The organism is Psychromonas algarum (genome assembly GCF_004376845.1).
In the GTDB taxonomy this organism is placed as follows: Bacteria; Pseudomonadota; Gammaproteobacteria; order Enterobacterales; family Psychromonadaceae; genus Psychromonas.
The window spans coordinates 296,598-313,561 of the sequence record NZ_SNUW01000004.1 but is presented as its reverse complement, the minus strand read 5'-3'; the positions used below and the strand labels follow the sequence as shown (position 1 = coordinate 313,561).

The following is a 16,964-nucleotide window of genomic DNA, read 5'->3' as shown; positions in this document are numbered from 1 at the left end:
AATATGACAACTCAATTAAACAACACAACGTGGACGGATATTTGTCCTGTTAAGGACTTAACTCCTGATGCAGGTATTTGTGCTCTATTTAATGAGCAACAAGTTGCGATCTTCTTATGTCAACAAAGTAACAATGTGTATGCGGTTGCTAATTTTGACCCGTTTGGTGAAGCGAATGTGCTATCTCGCGGCATTATCGGCTCAACACAAGATACAACCTATGTTGCTTCTCCATTATATAAACAACGTTTTAACTTAGAAACGGGTGAGTGTTTGGACTCAGATGTTCACAAGCTTAAAACCTTTGATATACGTATTGAAAATGAGCAAGTTCAGCTGAAAGAAGCGAGCTAGTTTACTGCAATAACAACCATGTTAAGGCTCACATACTTAACATGGTTTTTCTTTATTTCAATGACATGATCTTTTAGATAATAAACACAGGATGTAAAATGAGTCAGAGCACTTTTAATATTTTTTCTTTTCAGGGAAAGATGAAAACACTGCATTTAAGCTGGATGGCCTTCTTCATTACTTTCGCCGTATGGTTTAACTTCGCTCCATTATTACAAGCGGTAAAAGAAACATTAGGATTAACCACTGAAGAGATTAAAACACTACTGATCTTAAACGTAGCAATCACCATTCCTGCTCGAGTTATCATTGGTTCATTAACAGATAAATATGGCCCAAGAATCGTTTACTCTGCACTCCTTATTTTATGTTCAATTCCTTGTTTTACATTTGCTTTTTCAAATAGCTTTATGGAAGCAGCCATTTCACGTTTTGCATTAGGTTTCATTGGTGCAGGTTTTGTTATTGGTATTCGTTTAGTTTCAGAGTGGTTCCCGCATAATGAATTAGGAACAGCTGAAGGTATTTATGGTGGTTGGGGTAACTTTGGTAGTGCCGCAGCTGCATTTACATTACCGACATTAGCATTATTGTTTGGTGGTGATGATGGGTGGCGTTATGCGATGGTAGTAACGGGTCTATTAAGTTTAACTTTTGGTGTTATTTTTTACTTAAATGTAACGGATACACCTAAAGGAGCGACTTACTTCAAACCGGCTAACCTAACTGCAATGGAAGTAACGTCAAAAGGGGATTTCTTCTTATTGTTATTAATGAAAATTCCTATGTACGCAGCGTTAGCTTTATTAGCATGGAAATTATCACCATCAAATGTGGATATGATCTCCTATTCTGCTTGTAATATTATTTATGGGTCGTTAGCTGCCTTATATCTTTACGAGTGGTCACAAGTTTGGAAAGTAAATAAATCAATTTTTACAACGCCAGTCCCTGAAATTCATCAATATAAGTTTAAACAAGTTGCTGTGTTAAATATCCTTTATTTTGCAACATTTGGTTCTGAGTTAGCGGTTATTTCAATGCTGCCATTATTCTTCTTAGAAACTTTCGAATTAACACCTGTAATGGCCGGGATGGTCGCATCGGCTTATGCCTTTATGAACTTGGCTTCTCGTCCAGGTGGCGGTTGGTTATCAGATAAGTTTGGTCGTAAATCAACATTAATTATTTTAACAGCAGGATTAGCATTAGGTTATTTACTAATGGCACAAATTGATTCACATTGGACGTTATGGATTGCCGTTGTTGCTGCCATGTTATGTTCTTTCTTTGTGCAAGCAGGTGAAGGTGCAGTATTTGCAACAGTGCCATTAATTAAACGTCGTATGACGGGACAAATAGCAGGAATGACAGGTGCTTACGGTAATGTTGGTGCAGTTGTTTACTTAACTATCTTATCGTTTGTTGATTACCAAACATTCTTCTATGTGATTGCAGTTACAGCCTTTATTGGACTAGTTACATTATTATTTATGACTGAACCAAAAGGAAAAATTGCAGAAGTAAATGAAGATGGCAGCGTGACATTAATCGATGTAGGTAGTCATTAATCATATTTATATACTTGGGACGAGGCTTTTTAAGCCTCTTCAGCTAACATTCATTATATTGTTAACTGGGGCGAGGCTTTTAAGCCTCCTTAATTGATATTCATTATATTGTTAACTGGGGCGAGGCTTTTAAGCCTCCTTAATTGATATTCATTATATTGTTAACTGGGGCGAGGCTTTCAAGCCTCCTTAATTGATATTCATTATATTATTAACTGGGGCGAGGCTTTTAAGCCTCCTTAATTGATATTCATTATATTATTAACTGGGGCGAGGCTTTTAAGCCTCCTTAATTGATATTCATTATATTGTTAACTGGGGCGAGGCTTTTAAGCCTCCTAACAAATATCAGCAGGATGAATCCAGCGCCCCATGTGTTAGTTTTTATATTGCGATGGGGCGAGGCTTTTAAGCCTCCTAACAAATATCAGCAGGATGAATCCAGCGCCCCATGTGTTAGTTTTTATATTGCGATGGGGCGAGGCTTTTAAGCCTCCTAACAAATATCAGCAGGATGGATCCTGCATCCCATATAAATATAAGGGTAAGTGTGTATGGATAAGCGTCAAACAACCCCTAAATTAAGCGTCTGTGTTGGTGGTTATTCTACGGCGGGAAAGCGTGAAATAAACCAAGATGCATTTGCAGTAAAAGACCCTTATTCTCAATCAGAAAGAAATATAAAAGGCATTGTTGCTTGTGTTGCTGATGGTGTGAGTTGCAGTGATAAAGGGCAGCAAGCGAGTCATACCAGTGTAACTCAATTTATTAATGATTATTACAGCACAAATAAAAGCTGGGATGTAAAACAATCTGCTAGCAAAGTCCTTAACTCCCTCAATAGTTGGTTATATCAACACAATCAAGATGACCTACGCCATAATGGTTTAATTACCACCTTCAGTAGTTTAATTATTAAATCAACAACAGCACACCTTATACATGTCGGTGATAGTAGAATTTACCGTTACAGAAATAAGCAATTAACTCAACTAACTTATGACCATAGCCGAGCGGTTTATAACAATAATACGGTATTAACCCGTGCATTAGGTATGGATTGTCATGTTGATATTGATTACCAAGGGGTATCATTACAAGTTGGTGATCTTTTTCTATTATCAAGTGATGGTGTTCATGACTATTTAGATAAACAAACGTTAGCTGATTATGTCGATTCATTAACAGAAAATTCATCAACTCAAGATTTTGAACAACTGTCTCAAGTTATTTGTGATGATGCACTAAAGCAAGGAAGTAGCGATAATATAAGCTGCTTATTATTACAAATACGATCACTGCCTAATGCAAACTTAAATGAATTGTTTATGCATTTGAACAGTTTGAATATCCCCCCTGCGTTGCAAGTCGGTAATGAAATTGATTGTTTCAAAATAGATAAAATATTGCACGATGGGGTACGTAGCCATGTTTATCTCGCGACCAATAAACTAACCCAAGAATCTGTTGTTTTAAAGATGCCTTCGCTCAATTTTGAAGAGGACTTAGATTACCTATTAGGTTTTTATAAAGAGCAATGGGTTGGCCAATCTATTAATCATCCAAGTATTATGTCCATTGCTAAAAATATTAAAGACTCTGTGTTTTTATATCATATTTGTGAATATGTAGAGGGCATTACATTAAGACAATGGATGCAGGAAAAGCCCTTACCTGATTTGCAAATAGCACAAGATATTATAAGTAAAATAGTCAATGCAGTGAGGGTGTTGCAGCGAGCTGGGATGGTGCATCGAGATTTAAAACCAGAGAATATCATCATTAAAACCGCTGATGATGGAGAAATTGAAGTTAAATTGATCGATTTTGGTACAGTTAAAATTAATGGATTTGAAGAAATAGTTAAAGAACAACAAGAGGAACCTTTAGGAGCACTTGATTACATTGCACCTGAATATTTAAATAAAGGCCAAAGCTCAGCGTTATCTGATCTATTCTCAATTGCTGTTATTGCTTATGAATTATTAACAGGGAAATTACCTTATCCAAATAACCAAGGACAATCATTGGATAGAGCAAGACAATATAGTTGGGTTTATCAACCGATAAAAATCGCTAGAAATGATTTACCGGTGAGTCTCGATAACGTTTTCAAAAAGGCCTTAAACCCTAAATTACTAGAACGCTATAGTAGTATGAGTGAGTTTATCGCTGAGCTAAGTAAAAGCCAGAAAAAACAGAGCTCAAAAGCCCCCAAACAAGCATTGTTAGAACGAGACCCAATTAAGTTTTGGAAACTATGCACTTTCATTTTTATGGGATTAAGTGCCCTAGAGTTATTTTTATTGCTAAAAAATAATTGATATGTTTTTAGGAGGCTTAAAAGCCTCGCCCCGTGGTGTGATTCATTGCCATTAGTAGGGGCGCAGGATTTATCCTGCTAGTGTTTTGTGAGGTAGCTTGAAAGCTATGTCCCATGTTGTGATTCATTGCCATTAGTAGGGGCGCAGGATTTATCCTGCTAGTGTTTTGTAAGGTAGCTTGAAAGCTACGCTCTGTGTGTGATTCATTACCATTAGTAGGGGCGCAGGATTTATCCTGCTAGTGTTTTGTGAGGTAGCTTGAAAGCTACGCCCCATGTTGTGATTCATTACCATTAGTAGGGGCGCAGGATTTATCCTGCTAGTGTTTGTAAGGTAGCTTGAAAGCTACGCCCCATGTGTGATGTTTTTAGGAGGCTTAAAAGCCTCGCCCCCTTTTTTATTTATCCTGCTAGTGTTTTGTAAGGTAGCTTGAAAGCTACGCTCTTTGTGTGATTCATTACCATTAGTAGGGGCGCAGGATTTATCCTGCTAGTGTTTGTAAGGTAGCTTGAAAGCTACGCCCCGTGTGTGATTCATTACCATTAGTAGGGGCGCAGGATTTATCCTGCTAGTGTTTGTAAGGTAGCTTGAAAGCTACGCTCCGTGTGTGATTCGTTGCAGTTAGTAGGGGCGCAGGATTTATCCTGCTAGTGTTTTGTAAGGTAGCTTGAAAGCTACGCTCCGTGTGTGATTCATTACCATTAGTAGGGGCGCAGGATTCATCCTGCTAGTGTTTGTAAGGTAGCTTGAAAGCTACGCCCCATGTTGTGATTCATTGCCATTAGTTGGGGCGCAGGATTTATCCTGCTAGTGTTTGTAAGGTAGCTTGACAGCCTCGCCCATGTTGATATTTATCCTGCTAGTCTTTACAAGTTCCTCATTCATTTTCATAGATACCGTAAAATCTGTATTCTGCATCGGTTAGGTTTGCTTTATATGCATTATTTTTTATGTATTCGTATGTAATTTGAAAGTGCTTCTCATTTGTAATTACTTTATCAAAGTAGCTTTTATCCCATAATGTCCCTATTTGCTTATGATACTTATTGATTAGGCTGGCTGACCCTCCTTTTATATGGTGCATAATACTAGGAAGAGGGCGGAGTTGCTGAAAGAGAATGTGTATATGATTGGGCATGATTGATACAGCAATTAACTTGTAGTCTATTTTATCTTTGGATTTGAAAAAGTTAATAAGTAAGGTTATTAACTTTCCATTTAATATTGCTCCTGCAGTGCTGTTATCTAGTATTTGATCTACATGGAATTGTTGTTTTGACGTGTTAGTTTCTATTTGAGAGTTATGATTTTCAAGATAATATTCAATACTTGCTTGAGTACGAAACGTTACAAATTGAATTGCATTTTCTAAATCAAAATGAGTTAAGCTTTTATGCATTTTTAATACCCTATGCAAATAAAATAAGCATAGTGGAATTTATAATTACTACAAAACTAGTTATTTTAGGAGGCTTGAAAGCTACGCCCCATGTTGTGATTCATTGCAGTTAGTTGGGGCGCAGGATTTATCCTGCTAGTGTTTAGTGAGGTAGCTTGAAAGCTACGCCCCATGTTGTGATTCATTGCCATTAGTTGGGGCGCAGGATTTATCCTGCTAGTGTTTTGTAAGGTAGCTTGAAAGCTGTGTCCCATGTGTGATGTTTTTAGGAGGCTTAAAAGCCTAGCCCCCTTTTTTATTTATCCTGCTGATGTTTCTTAGGTAGCTTGAAAGCTACGCCCCGTGTAGTTATTTTAGGTAGCTTGAAAGCCTCAGCCCCTTTTTTATTTATCCTGCTGTTATTTTTCAGTTATTACGGTTCTTAAACCATAATCGAGGATCTTACCTGTCTGGGTTTTTACGCTTAAAGTGGTTACTTCAACTTTTTCAGTAGTACACAAAGCTGTAGTGATTTCTAAAATTCGTTTCGCATCTAAACGTGGTGAATAGGTATTTGCGATAATAAAGCCATTTTTGGCTCTTAAAGCTAATGCGGCTTCAATGAGTTCAGGGAATTTGTTTTCAATCTTCCAGCGTTCTTTTTTTGCACCTATTCCAAACGCTGGTGGATCCATCACTAAACCTTGATATTTTTTGCCTCGTTTAATTTCTCGCTGTGCAAATTTAAGCGCATCTTCTAAAACCCAATGAACGTCAGACAAACCTGACGATTCCATATTTTCTTTGCCCCACTTAATGATCTGTTTTACTGAGTCACAATGTAAAACTTCAGCACCTTGAGAACGTGCTGCTAATGAAGCGACTCCAGTGTAAGCAAATAGATTTAAAAAGCGGTCTCCTGTTTTTAAATGTTGAGCAATAAAATCCCAATTCACACGTTGTTCAGGAAATAATCCAACATGTTTGAACTTAGTGAGCTGTAAGTTAATGGTGATATCATTAAACTTAATTTGCCAATCGTGGGCTAAATTACCTTGTAATGACTTCCACTCACCGGCATTGCTGCTACTTTCAATAAATTCAAAATGCGCTTTTTTAAGCCATTCCTTTTTAGATAATACAGGTTCAAAGTAAGCATTCATTTCAGGTCGAATAGTGATCACGTCTCCCCAACGTTCAAGCTTTTGATTATCACCAGCATCAAGTAATTCATAATCATGCCAAGGAGTTGTAAAGGTTCGTTTTATCATAGAAATATTAGCTTTTATGGGAAGTGAAAAGAAGAAAGAACAACAGTCATAAATTATACAAATGAAAATTATCAATTGCACACTTTATATTAAGATTCGAGTGACTTCATAAATAGAATGTATATAAGAAGAGTATGGAGTTTAATCAGTAAAATTTTATAATTATTAAGTCTTCATGCGAGATTTATTAATAACAAAAAGATATAATCGACAGAGTTAAAACTCAAATACCATCAAAGTTTCCATTTTTCTGTTTTTAATATATAAATTCAGAGAGCGATTTTTGTTTTTTTATGGTGTTTCTTGCATTTGATTTTAAAAAATATAATCTGTCGTTAATAAATTAAATACTTATATTTTGCAAAATAAATAGCAAAGCTGAGGCAAGTTAAATAATTGAAATATTGAATTTATTTTCAAATTTCTTCTAATTACCTATCGCTTAACCTGATAAAAGATAATTTTACCTAGGGTTAGCAATTAAAAATAATTAAGATAAGAATTACATGCTTTATAAATCAAAAGTTGTTTTAGTATTTTCGTTCATTATATTGTTAACAGGGTGTACGATTCCCGGGTCTCACCTTTCTGATAGTGATAAAAATGTTATTGCTGAAAGAAATGTTGATGACATGAGTGATCAAGAAAAACAACAAACACCGGTAGAGCAGGTAAATGTTTACCCCCTTACGCACTCTTTTGTTGCCGCTTATTTAGTACAGAATAATAATGCATCTGGCACAGCCCGCATTAATCCAAACTTAGACAAAGCTTTATTAGGTTATGAATATTTTGTTGGTCCTGGTGATATTCTTAATATCACTATTTGGGATCATCCTGAATTAACCATTCCCGCTGGTTCATACCGTAGTGCCGCAGAATCAGGTACTTGGGTGCACGCAGACGGGAAAATATTTTATCCTTATATAGGTTTTGTGCGTGTTGCAGACCAAACAGTTGTAAAAATTCGTTCGGATATTTCAAAGCGATTAGAAAAATATATTGAGAGCCCTCAAGTTGATGTGAATATCGCTGCATTTCGCTCTCAAAAAGCCTACGTAACAGGCGAAGTTAAACAAGCGGGTCAACAGCCAATTACCAACGTCCCATTAACCTTACTTGATGCAGTTAACCACGCTGGTGGTTTAACAGCAGATGCTGATTGGCGAAATGTAACATTAACGCGAAATGGTAATACAGAAACTATTTCGTTATATCAATTAATGCAGATTGGTGATTTAACACAAAATCGTTTAATTCAACCGGGTGATATCATCCATGTGCCACGTAATGACTCACAAAAAGTATTCGTGCTAGGCGATGTTAAACAACCAGAAATGCTAAAAATTGACCGTGCAGGTATGTCATTAACTGAGGCATTAAGTAGTGTTGGAGGCATTAATGAATTATCTGCTGATGCAACAGGTATATTTGTAGTTAGAAGTGCGGAAAGAGATCAGAAAAATGAAGAATTCTTAAAAATGGTAAGAGATAGAAGTGCCAACCCTGATCAACCGCCAGAAGAGAATGAACGACCTGAGAAAATAGTCGCTAATATCTATCAGTTAAATATTAAAGATGCATCTGGCTTAGTGATCGGCACTGATTTTAAATTAGAGCCTTATGATGTGGTATATGTAACCGCTGCACCAATCGAACGTTATAATCGTGTTATTCGTCAATTATTACCAACAATTACTGCGTTTAATAGTCTTTCTGAAGGCGCTGTGCGCGTACATACTTGGTAGTATTTAATAAGCACGAAAAGAGTTAACAACAGGTAAATTAAGATGTTTGATAAAATTTTAGTGGTTTGTGTAGGCAATATTTGTCGTTCGCCGACGGGGGAATATCTTTTTAAAAAGTTATTACCTAATAAAACAATCGCTTCTGCTGGCGTAGGAGCATTAATTGGGAAACCTGCGGACAATATTGCAACTGAAGTGGCATTAGAACATGGTGTGTTGTTAGAAGGGCATAAAGCTCAGCAGTTTAGCAGCCAATTGTGTCGTGATTATGATTTGGTGTTAGTGATGGAGCAAGGGCACATTGAAGCGGTAACAAAAATTGCCCCTGAAGCGCGTGGAAAAACCATGTTATTAAGTCAATGGACTGATAAAAACGATATTCCAGACCCTTATCGCCAAAGCAAAGAAGCATTTGATCATGCTTACAAATTGATAGAAAAAGGTTGTAAGGCTTGGGCTACAAAATTAGCTTAAGCCATAACGCCTTACATTAAAATTTACTTATACAGTATAGGTTTTAAGCCTTAGCGACTAATCCTTACTGACTAATAACTTAAAAGACATATTATGATTAATGCAACAAATCAAAATTCAAACAGACCACATCAAGAACAACAAAAAAATGCTGATGTAATTGATCTAGGAAAATTACTAGGTTTGCTGCTAGACAGTAAATGGTTAATTGTTTGCGTCACGACTATTTTTGCAGTTATCGGTATTGCTTATGCTTTATTAGCAACCCCTATCTATAAAGCGGATGCTCTATTACAAGTTGAAACAAAAAATACAGGTATGTCTGCTTTAGTGGGTGATATGGGCGACATGTTTTCAGCTGAATCTTCCGCTACAACAGAAGTTGAAATTATAAAGTCACGTATGATTTTGGGTCAAACAGTTGACCAACTAAATTTAACGATTCAAGCAACCCCAATTTACTGGCCTGTCATAGGGAAAGGGCTTGCTCGTTTACAAAACGAATCCGCTTCTATTGTCATTACTCGTTTTCAAGCACCAGAGTCTAATGTGGATCAAAGCTTTATTTTACAAGTCGATGATAATCAACTTGGCTCATTTTCAATTATTGATGAAGATGATAATAAAATAGTATCTGGCCTTGTTGGTGAAGCGTTGGATAAAAATGGTTATAGTTTATTTGTACAGCATTTAGATGCACCTAATGGTAGCAAATTTAACATCAGTAAACGTTCAAAACTGGATGCTATTCAGTGGTTACAAGAAAACCTCTCTGTAAGTGAACGAGGTAAACAAACAGGTATTTTATCGTTATCTTTTAGTGGTGAAAATAAAGCTCAAATTGAAAAAATACTAAATGATATTAGCCAATATTACTTTCTACAAAACGTAAAACGTGACTCAGCAGAAGCAGAGCAAAGCCTCGCTTTTTTAAATAAACACTTACCAAGTATTAAAAGTGAATTAACCACAGCAGAAGATACGTTAAATGCTTATCGTCAAAAAAATGAATCTGTTGATTTAGGCTTAGAAGCTAAGTCAACGTTAGAAACAATGGTTGAATTAGAATCTCAATTAAATGAATTAACCTTTAAAGAAAGTGAAATAAGCCAACGTTTTACTAAAGATCACCCAGCTTACAAATCATTATTAGATAAGCGTAAAGTGTTATTAGGTGAGAAAAAACGCTTAAATGCACAAATCACTAAACTACCAAAAACACAGCGTGCCGTATTACGTATGACACGTGATGTGGAAGTGAATCAACAAATTTATATTCAATTACTCAACAAAGTACAAGAGCTAAGTATTTTAAAAGCTGGCACAGTTGGTAACGTACGCATTTTAGATAAAGCACAAAGTTACACCAATGCAGTTAAACCTAAAAAGCCATTAATAGTTGTGTTAGCAACATTGTTAGGGGGCATGTTATCGGTTGCATTTGTATTATTAAAAGCGGCATTCCACCGAGGTGTTGAAAACCCAACAGAGATTGAAGCACTAGGGTTACCTGTTTACGCAAGTATTCCTAAATCTGATTGGCAAGAGAAATTAGATGCAAAATTTAAACGTAAGAAACACCCTAACTCTATTGCGAATATTTTAGCGGAGGCAAATCCTGCTGATCTGTCAGTAGAAGCATTAAGAGGCTTACGTACTAGTTTACACTTTGCAATGATGGAAGCTAAAAACAATGTTGTGATGATCTCAGGTCCCGCGCCCGGCATAGGTAAATCATTTGTTTCGATTAACTTTGCTGCCGTGATTGCTAAAACAGGGCAAAAAGTATTATTAATTGATGCCGATATGCGTAAAGGGCATTTAAACAAACGTTTTGGATTAGAAGCAGAAAAGGGCCTATCTGATATATTGTCAGGGCAGTTAGCTTTTGCTGAAGTAACAAAAGACTCTAAAATTGAAAACTTAGATGTGGTGACTCGAGGTAAAACACCTCCCAATCCTTCAGAGTTATTAATGCATGGTCGTTTTGCTGAGTTTATTGATTGGGCATCGAAAGAATATGATTTAATACTTATCGATACACCTCCAGTATTAGCGGTAACTGACCCAAGTATTGTTGGCGCATTAGCCGGTACAAGTCTAATGGTTGGTCGATTTGACCAAACGACGGTTAAAGAAGTTGAAGTGGCATTACATCGTTTTGACATGGCCGGAATAGAAATTAAAGGCTTTATCCTCAATGCCGTTGAGAAGAAAGCAAGCAGTAGTTATGGTTATGGCTATTACAACTACAGTTATAAGAGTGACAAAGCCGAATAGAAGTCGCTTTTTTTCGGGACCTATTCGGGCCTTTTTGGAAAAAGTAGTAAAGCCCAGTGTTTGTAACGGTTTGCGATTTTTAAACTGTCTCAAAATGGATGGAATGTGTCTCAGTGGTATTTATAAGGCTGAGGTCATAATATATTAAATATTCAGGTTTAGCTCTTCTAAAAATTAACACTTCTTACGAATTTAGAGAGTAAAATACTTTGTTATTATTTGGAGATATTACTTCATGAAGAAATTAGTCGTCGATTTAGATGGAACAATAACTAAAGCAAATACATCTGATTATAAAAATGTATTGCCGAGAGAAGATGTAATCAGAACACTTATTGATTATAAAGCTCGTGGATTTATGATTACGATAGCAACAGCTCGAAACATGAGAACTTACGAAGGTAATGTAGGTAAAATTAATATACATACATTACCCATTATCACTGAATGGTTAGATAGACATGAAGTGCCCTATGATGAAATTATTGTAGGTAAACCGTGGTGTGGTCATGAAGGTTTTTATATCGATGATCGTTCAATAAGGCCATCAGAATTCTCTGCGTTATCACTAGATGAAATAAATTTACTGTTAGAAAAGGAAAAAGGATGTTTTTAATCATGTCCGGCGCATATATAGGGCAAGAACTAGAATCTGAATTTGGTAAAATACCACCAAGTTTTCTTCCTTTAGGAAACCGTAGATTATTCCAACACCAAGTTAAATCAGCACCAGAAGGCGTTAATGTCTTTATATCAGTACCAGAGTCATATCAGATATCAACTCGGGATAAGAAATGGCTCAATGCTCATTCAGTAACAATTATTCCAACCGCTGACGATTTGATATTAGGGGCATCACTAGTTGCTGCACTCAATATTTCCGATCAGAGTCTTGACTCCCCATTACACGTGTTATTTGGCGACACTTTAATTCAAACACTACCTAATGGTGATGATATCATTGGTATTTCTGAAGTGAATAATAGTTATAATTGGGCAGTAATAACAAATAGTGATCTGAATTGGTTGAGCAATAGAGAACAAAAAATAAATTTGTGTTCTAATGATGTGGTTAATGGATACTTTAAATTTAGCCAGCCAAGACAACTAATAAAAGCAATAACTCAGAATCATTGGGAGTTCATAGGTGGGTTAAATAGTTACCATAATGCTATCGGTTTAACACCTGTTAAAGTTAATGATTGGCTTGACTTTGGCCATGTAAATACTTATTACCATTCGAAAGTGGCTTTCACTACACAAAGATCTTTTAATGAATTAATCATAACTAAAGATTGGATCGAAAAATCCAGTTATAAAAACCAAAAAATCAGAGCTGAAGCTAATTGGTTTACTGAATTACCTCCGAAGATGCGAATTTACACACCACAATTCTTAGGAGTAACGAATAATGAAAAGAGATTCTCTTATCGATTGGAATATCTACACTGCACAGCTTTAAATGAATTATTTGTTTTTGCCCTGTTGCCGACGATGATATGGACAAAAATTTTAAATAACTGCACTGATTTCATTGTCCAATGTAGAGATTATAATGCACCACAAAATGTTGAGTATAATTCTTTAGATGAATTATTTAGGGTGAAAACAGAGCAAAGATTATCTGAATATTGTCAATCACAAGGTATAAGATTTGACCAATACTGGATATTTAATGAAAATGAACCAACTACACTTATTGAATTAATGGCTAGTAGTAAAAAACATCTGCCTGTCACGAATATTCCAGTCAGTTTATTACATGGTGACTTTTGTTTTAGTAATATACTTTATGATTTTAGGGCTAATAGAGTGAAAACTATTGACCCAAGAGGTTTGACTACAGATGAACAGTTAACTATATATGGTGACACTCGTTACGATTTAGCTAAATTAAGTCATTCTGTTTTAGGGCTTTATGACTGGATAATTGCGGGTTACTACGATGTTAAAATTGAAAATAATAAAATAACTTTTTCCCTCGACGGTATCAAACAGCATAAAGACACACAGCAATCGTTTATCGAAATAATCGAGTCAAAATTTGGATTGACCGCACTAAACTTATACGCAATGCAAATTCAATTGTTTTTATCAATGCTTCCACTTCATTCAGATGATTTATTACGCCAGCAAGCATTGTTTGCAAATGCTTTCCGACTATACGGAATAATAAAGAGGTTAGAACAATGATAGTAATCCCAATGGCTGGATTGAGCTCCCGTTTTTTTAAGGCTGGTTATGGCCAACCTAAGTACATGCTTGAAGCTCATGGTGAAACTTTATTTGACCATTCAGTAAAAAGCTTCAATAATTATTTTGACTCTGTCAAGTTTGTATTTATTGTTAGGGATGTATTTAATGCGCCAGATTTTGTGAGAAACCGAGTCATTGACCTGGATATTAAAAATTATGATATTGTTGTGTTGGATAAAGAAACAAGGGGGCAGGCAGAAACTGTTACTCTTGGTTTAGCCAATTATCGCAACAGCGATGATGCGGTAACTATTTTTAATATTGATACTTTTCGACCTGGTTTTTCGTTTCCTCCATTGGAGGATTTAGGCGATGGCTATTTAGAGGTGTTTAGAGGAGAAGGAGATAATTGGTCATTTGTTAGGCCAATAGCAGAAGAATCTACCCAAATAAACTTAACAACTGAGAAAAACCCTATTTCTGACTTGTGCTGCACAGGCTTGTACCATTTTGCAAATATTCAAGACTATTTTTCTGCTTACGATTATTACCTATCCCTTCCAAGGCAACAATGGGAGAAAGGCGAACTTTATGTTGCGCCTCTTTATAACTATCTAATAAAAAATGATAAACATATTCATTATCAAGAGATACCTAAGGCTGACGTTATTTTTTGTGGTACACCAGATGAATACAGTGAATACTTATGAGCGATGTATTATTGCGTAGAAAATTTATTTAGCTAAAAACTTATCTCGCGTAAATTTGTAATAAGTAAGATCAAGTTTTTATAGGAAGTTAAATCTTTCTATATTCCAATGTTTGTTCATGTATTACCTTTATAAACTAAATTATAATGAAGGATTAAAATGAAAATCGCTGTTTTTTTGTCTGGGCCTATCCGTTATGCCGATAAGGTCATAAATAAAATTGAATCTTTAAACACTAAGTATGATTTCGACTTTTTTGTACATATATGGGCAGAAGATAAAACCTCAAAAGCCAGAGATGGTGCGTCGAAAGTTATGGATTTAATAGATAACCCGACAAAAATTAAAGCGCTAATTATTGAAGAAGCAATTGATATGGAGGAAATTGTCAAAAAATATGGTGCTTGGACGGACACTCATTCTCACGTGAGTTCAATGTTTGGAATGTTCTGTGCAATTAACAAGCTAATCAATGTCTTATCAACTGATGTCAATTACGATACATACACGCATATTTTACGATTAAGAACGGACGTTGCTCTATTTGGAGATGATTTTTTTGATGGAATTGACTTCAATAGTAACAAAGTCTATGTGGCAAAAAATTATATAATAAATGATACTTGGGTTTCCGATCATATCATGCTGGCTAAAAATAAAACATTTAAAAAAATATGGGGGTACAAAAATTTTAAAGCGTTTGAGAAAAACTTTTCTTACTACGCTAGAAACCCTGAGTTTTTCTTAAAGCATAAGGTTAATAAAAAACAGTTAGTTAACAAATGGTTGAGATATGAAAATTATCAGATCGTATATAATCCAATTAAAGAAAGTGATCCGGATACGTTTAACAAACTACAAAAATCCGAAGGTGTTGATGCCATTTTTGCTTTTCAGCATAATCAATCAACGCTAGAATCAGTAAGAATATTCAATCAAAACTTAAAGGCTGGAAATAAAGACTATTTCTCATTACGTTTGAGGTTGATAAGAATTGTTAAAAGATTTCGCTCTAAAAAGATCGCAGTTTAATGACTTACATATAGCTCCAAAAATCAATAACATTATCTGAAAATTTCTTTGTGTATTACATTGACCATAATACTGAAATTATATCAATGATGGGGTATTGTTGTGGATTTATATTTGTGAGTTCAGTACTATAATTTTAAAGTAGGTTTTTGTTTAAATGATTAAATCACCATTGTATTCTGCAATCTTGAAGAGCGTCTCAGGTCGCTTGTCAACGTACATAGTTCAGTTCGCTTCATTAGCTATTTATGCCCGATTATTTACCCCTGAAGAGTTTGGGATAATGGCTTCCATTCAAGTGTTTGTAATTTTCTTCCAGATGATTGCTGATTTTGGTATAGGACCTGCAATTATAAACGAAGAGGAATGTAGCAGTAATAAGCGAGATGGTATCTTTACTGTAACTGCCATAATCGGCTCTATACTTGCTATTATATTTTTCTTTTTTTCTTACTTATTAAACAGCTTTTATAGTGGATATGAATATCAAAATATTGCTTTTTTTGTATGCCTGGCGATATTTTTTAGTACTTTAAATATTGTGCCGATGACCTCCATGAACAAAGATACAAAATTTATACATCTTGCTGCTATTGATATTTTCGTCGAGTGTTTGTCATTAACTGTCGTTTATGTTCTTTACTCTATGGGATTTGGGTTATTAGCTTTAGCGACAAGGCCTGCCACACAGAGCACTATAAAATTTTTGTTAACCTGGTTTTTGTCTTTGAAGACCGAACTAGGTAGGCCCTATTTGGGCTGTGAGCTATACCATATTAAATCGATACTTAGTTTTTCCTTGTACCAATTTGCTTTTAATTTCATTAATTATTTTTCAAGGAACTTGGATAACATCCTTATTGCTAAATACTTTGGAATGGCATCTGTCGGACTTTATCAAAAGTCATACCAACTAATGCGTTATCCATTAATGGTCACAACATTTGCAATGGCGCCTGCTATTCAGCCAATATTAACTAAAGTACGTAATGATAAAAATAAAGTAATAAGAGAGCACAATTTATTAACGTCTCGATTACTTGCTTTATCATTGCCCATCAGTTTTTTTATGTTTGTAAACAGTTATAATCTTATTTTATTTTTATTGGGAGAGCAGTGGTTGGCTATCGAGCCATTAATAAAAATATTTACTTTGATGATTCCTATACAGGCAGTATTATCAACAAGTGGGTCATTCTTTCAGGTAATGAATCAGCCTCGTTTATTATTTATAGCGGGTGCTCTTGCTGCTATTGTAAACGTAACTGCAATTATCACCGGCATAATACTTGGAAAAATGGAGTATGTGGCTTTTTATTTAGTTATCGCGTTTAGTATTAATTTTTTCTGTTCTTACCATATATTATTCCAATACTGCTTTAGAAGTCGCGCTACAGATTTCTACTTGTGTCTTTTAAAAGTTTTAGCTCTCATGGCACTCCCAATTGCTTTATATTACATAGTGAATGTTGCTTTTTTATCAAACTATCATTACTCTGCATTTGTAGATTTGTTGGTTAACTTTTCATTTGGCCTAATATCAATAGCATTATTTTTCGTCCCAATTAAAAAAATTCTAAAGTAAATTTCTCCCTGAAAAGTTTTTTTGGAGTAAAATTGCACTGG

The 16,964-nt window shown here is 35.3% G+C and carries 13 protein-coding genes; 11 read left to right on the top strand and 2 right to left on the bottom strand.

Annotated features, from left to right (window positions below; translation table 11 throughout):
- The first annotated feature begins 3 nt into the window (after nt 1-3).
- From nirD to E2R68_RS05145, 3 genes are all read left to right on the top strand, one after another.
- Nucleotides 4-354, top strand: a complete 351-nt coding sequence (gene nirD / locus E2R68_RS05155) for a nitrite reductase small subunit NirD (RefSeq protein WP_134276428.1) — start codon at nt 4-6, stop codon at nt 352-354.
- 98 nt (nt 355-452) lie between these two features.
- A complete protein-coding gene (locus tag E2R68_RS05150; protein ID WP_134276427.1) occupies nt 453-1,925 on the top strand; it encodes a NarK family nitrate/nitrite MFS transporter in 1,473 nt (490 codons plus the stop codon).
- Nucleotides 1,926-2,479: 554 nt separating this feature from the next.
- Entirely contained in the window at nt 2,480-4,249 is a 1,770-nt protein-coding gene (locus E2R68_RS05145) for a bifunctional protein-serine/threonine kinase/phosphatase (protein WP_134276426.1), read from the top strand.
- An 877-nt stretch (nt 4,250-5,126) separates the two neighbouring features.
- On the opposite strand, the gene E2R68_RS05140 is transcribed toward E2R68_RS05145, so the two are convergent.
- Nucleotides 5,127-5,648: a transposase gene (locus tag E2R68_RS05140; RefSeq protein ID WP_134276425.1), complete on the bottom strand. Its 522-nt coding sequence runs from the start codon at nt 5,646-5,648 to the stop codon at nt 5,127-5,129.
- 398 nt (nt 5,649-6,046) lie between these two features.
- Complete coding sequence (locus tag E2R68_RS05135; RefSeq protein ID WP_134276424.1) at nt 6,047-6,898, bottom strand: class I SAM-dependent methyltransferase; 852 nt, start codon at nt 6,896-6,898, stop codon at nt 6,047-6,049.
- A 506-nt stretch (nt 6,899-7,404) separates the two neighbouring features.
- On the opposite strand from E2R68_RS05135, the gene E2R68_RS05130 reads away from it, so the two are divergent.
- The 8 genes from E2R68_RS05130 to E2R68_RS05095 all read left to right on the top strand — a co-directional run bounded on the left by E2R68_RS05130 (nt 7,405) and on the right by E2R68_RS05095 (nt 16,923).
- Nucleotides 7,405-8,646: a polysaccharide export protein gene (locus tag E2R68_RS05130; protein ID WP_134276423.1), complete on the top strand. Its 1,242-nt coding sequence runs from the start codon at nt 7,405-7,407 to the stop codon at nt 8,644-8,646.
- 42 nt (nt 8,647-8,688) lie between these two features.
- The gene (locus E2R68_RS05125) at nt 8,689-9,120 is read left to right on the top strand and encodes an arsenate reductase/protein-tyrosine-phosphatase family protein (RefSeq protein WP_134276422.1); all 432 of its coding nucleotides are present in this window, start codon (nt 8,689-8,691) and stop codon (nt 9,118-9,120) included.
- Nucleotides 9,121-9,213: 93 nt separating this feature from the next.
- The gene (locus tag E2R68_RS05120) at nt 9,214-11,400 is read left to right on the top strand and encodes a polysaccharide biosynthesis tyrosine autokinase (RefSeq protein WP_134276421.1); all 2,187 of its coding nucleotides are present in this window, start codon (nt 9,214-9,216) and stop codon (nt 11,398-11,400) included.
- Nucleotides 11,401-11,635: 235 nt separating this feature from the next.
- Nucleotides 11,636-12,016 carry an HAD hydrolase family protein gene (locus E2R68_RS05115; RefSeq protein WP_134276420.1) on the top strand — a complete coding sequence of 127 codons (381 nt, stop codon included), beginning with the start codon at nt 11,636-11,638 and terminating at the stop codon, nt 12,014-12,016.
- Nucleotides 12,007-13,593: a protein kinase family protein gene (locus E2R68_RS05110; RefSeq protein WP_134276419.1), complete on the top strand. Its 1,587-nt coding sequence runs from the start codon at nt 12,007-12,009 to the stop codon at nt 13,591-13,593. The genes E2R68_RS05115 and E2R68_RS05110 overlap by 10 nt, the downstream gene beginning before the upstream one ends.
- Nucleotides 13,590-14,306, top strand: a complete 717-nt coding sequence (locus E2R68_RS05105) for a glycosyltransferase family 2 protein (protein ID WP_134276418.1) — start codon at nt 13,590-13,592, stop codon at nt 14,304-14,306. Before E2R68_RS05110 ends, E2R68_RS05105 begins: the two co-directional genes overlap by 4 nt.
- Before the next feature lie 159 nt (nt 14,307-14,465).
- The gene (locus tag E2R68_RS05100; protein ID WP_134276417.1) at nt 14,466-15,338 is read left to right on the top strand and encodes a hypothetical protein; all 873 of its coding nucleotides are present in this window, start codon (nt 14,466-14,468) and stop codon (nt 15,336-15,338) included.
- Nucleotides 15,339-15,495: 157 nt separating this feature from the next.
- On the top strand, nt 15,496-16,923 hold the full coding sequence (locus E2R68_RS05095) for a lipopolysaccharide biosynthesis protein (protein ID WP_134276416.1): 1,428 nt from the start codon (nt 15,496-15,498) through the stop codon (nt 16,921-16,923).
- The last annotated feature ends 41 nt before the right edge of the window (nt 16,924-16,964 follow it).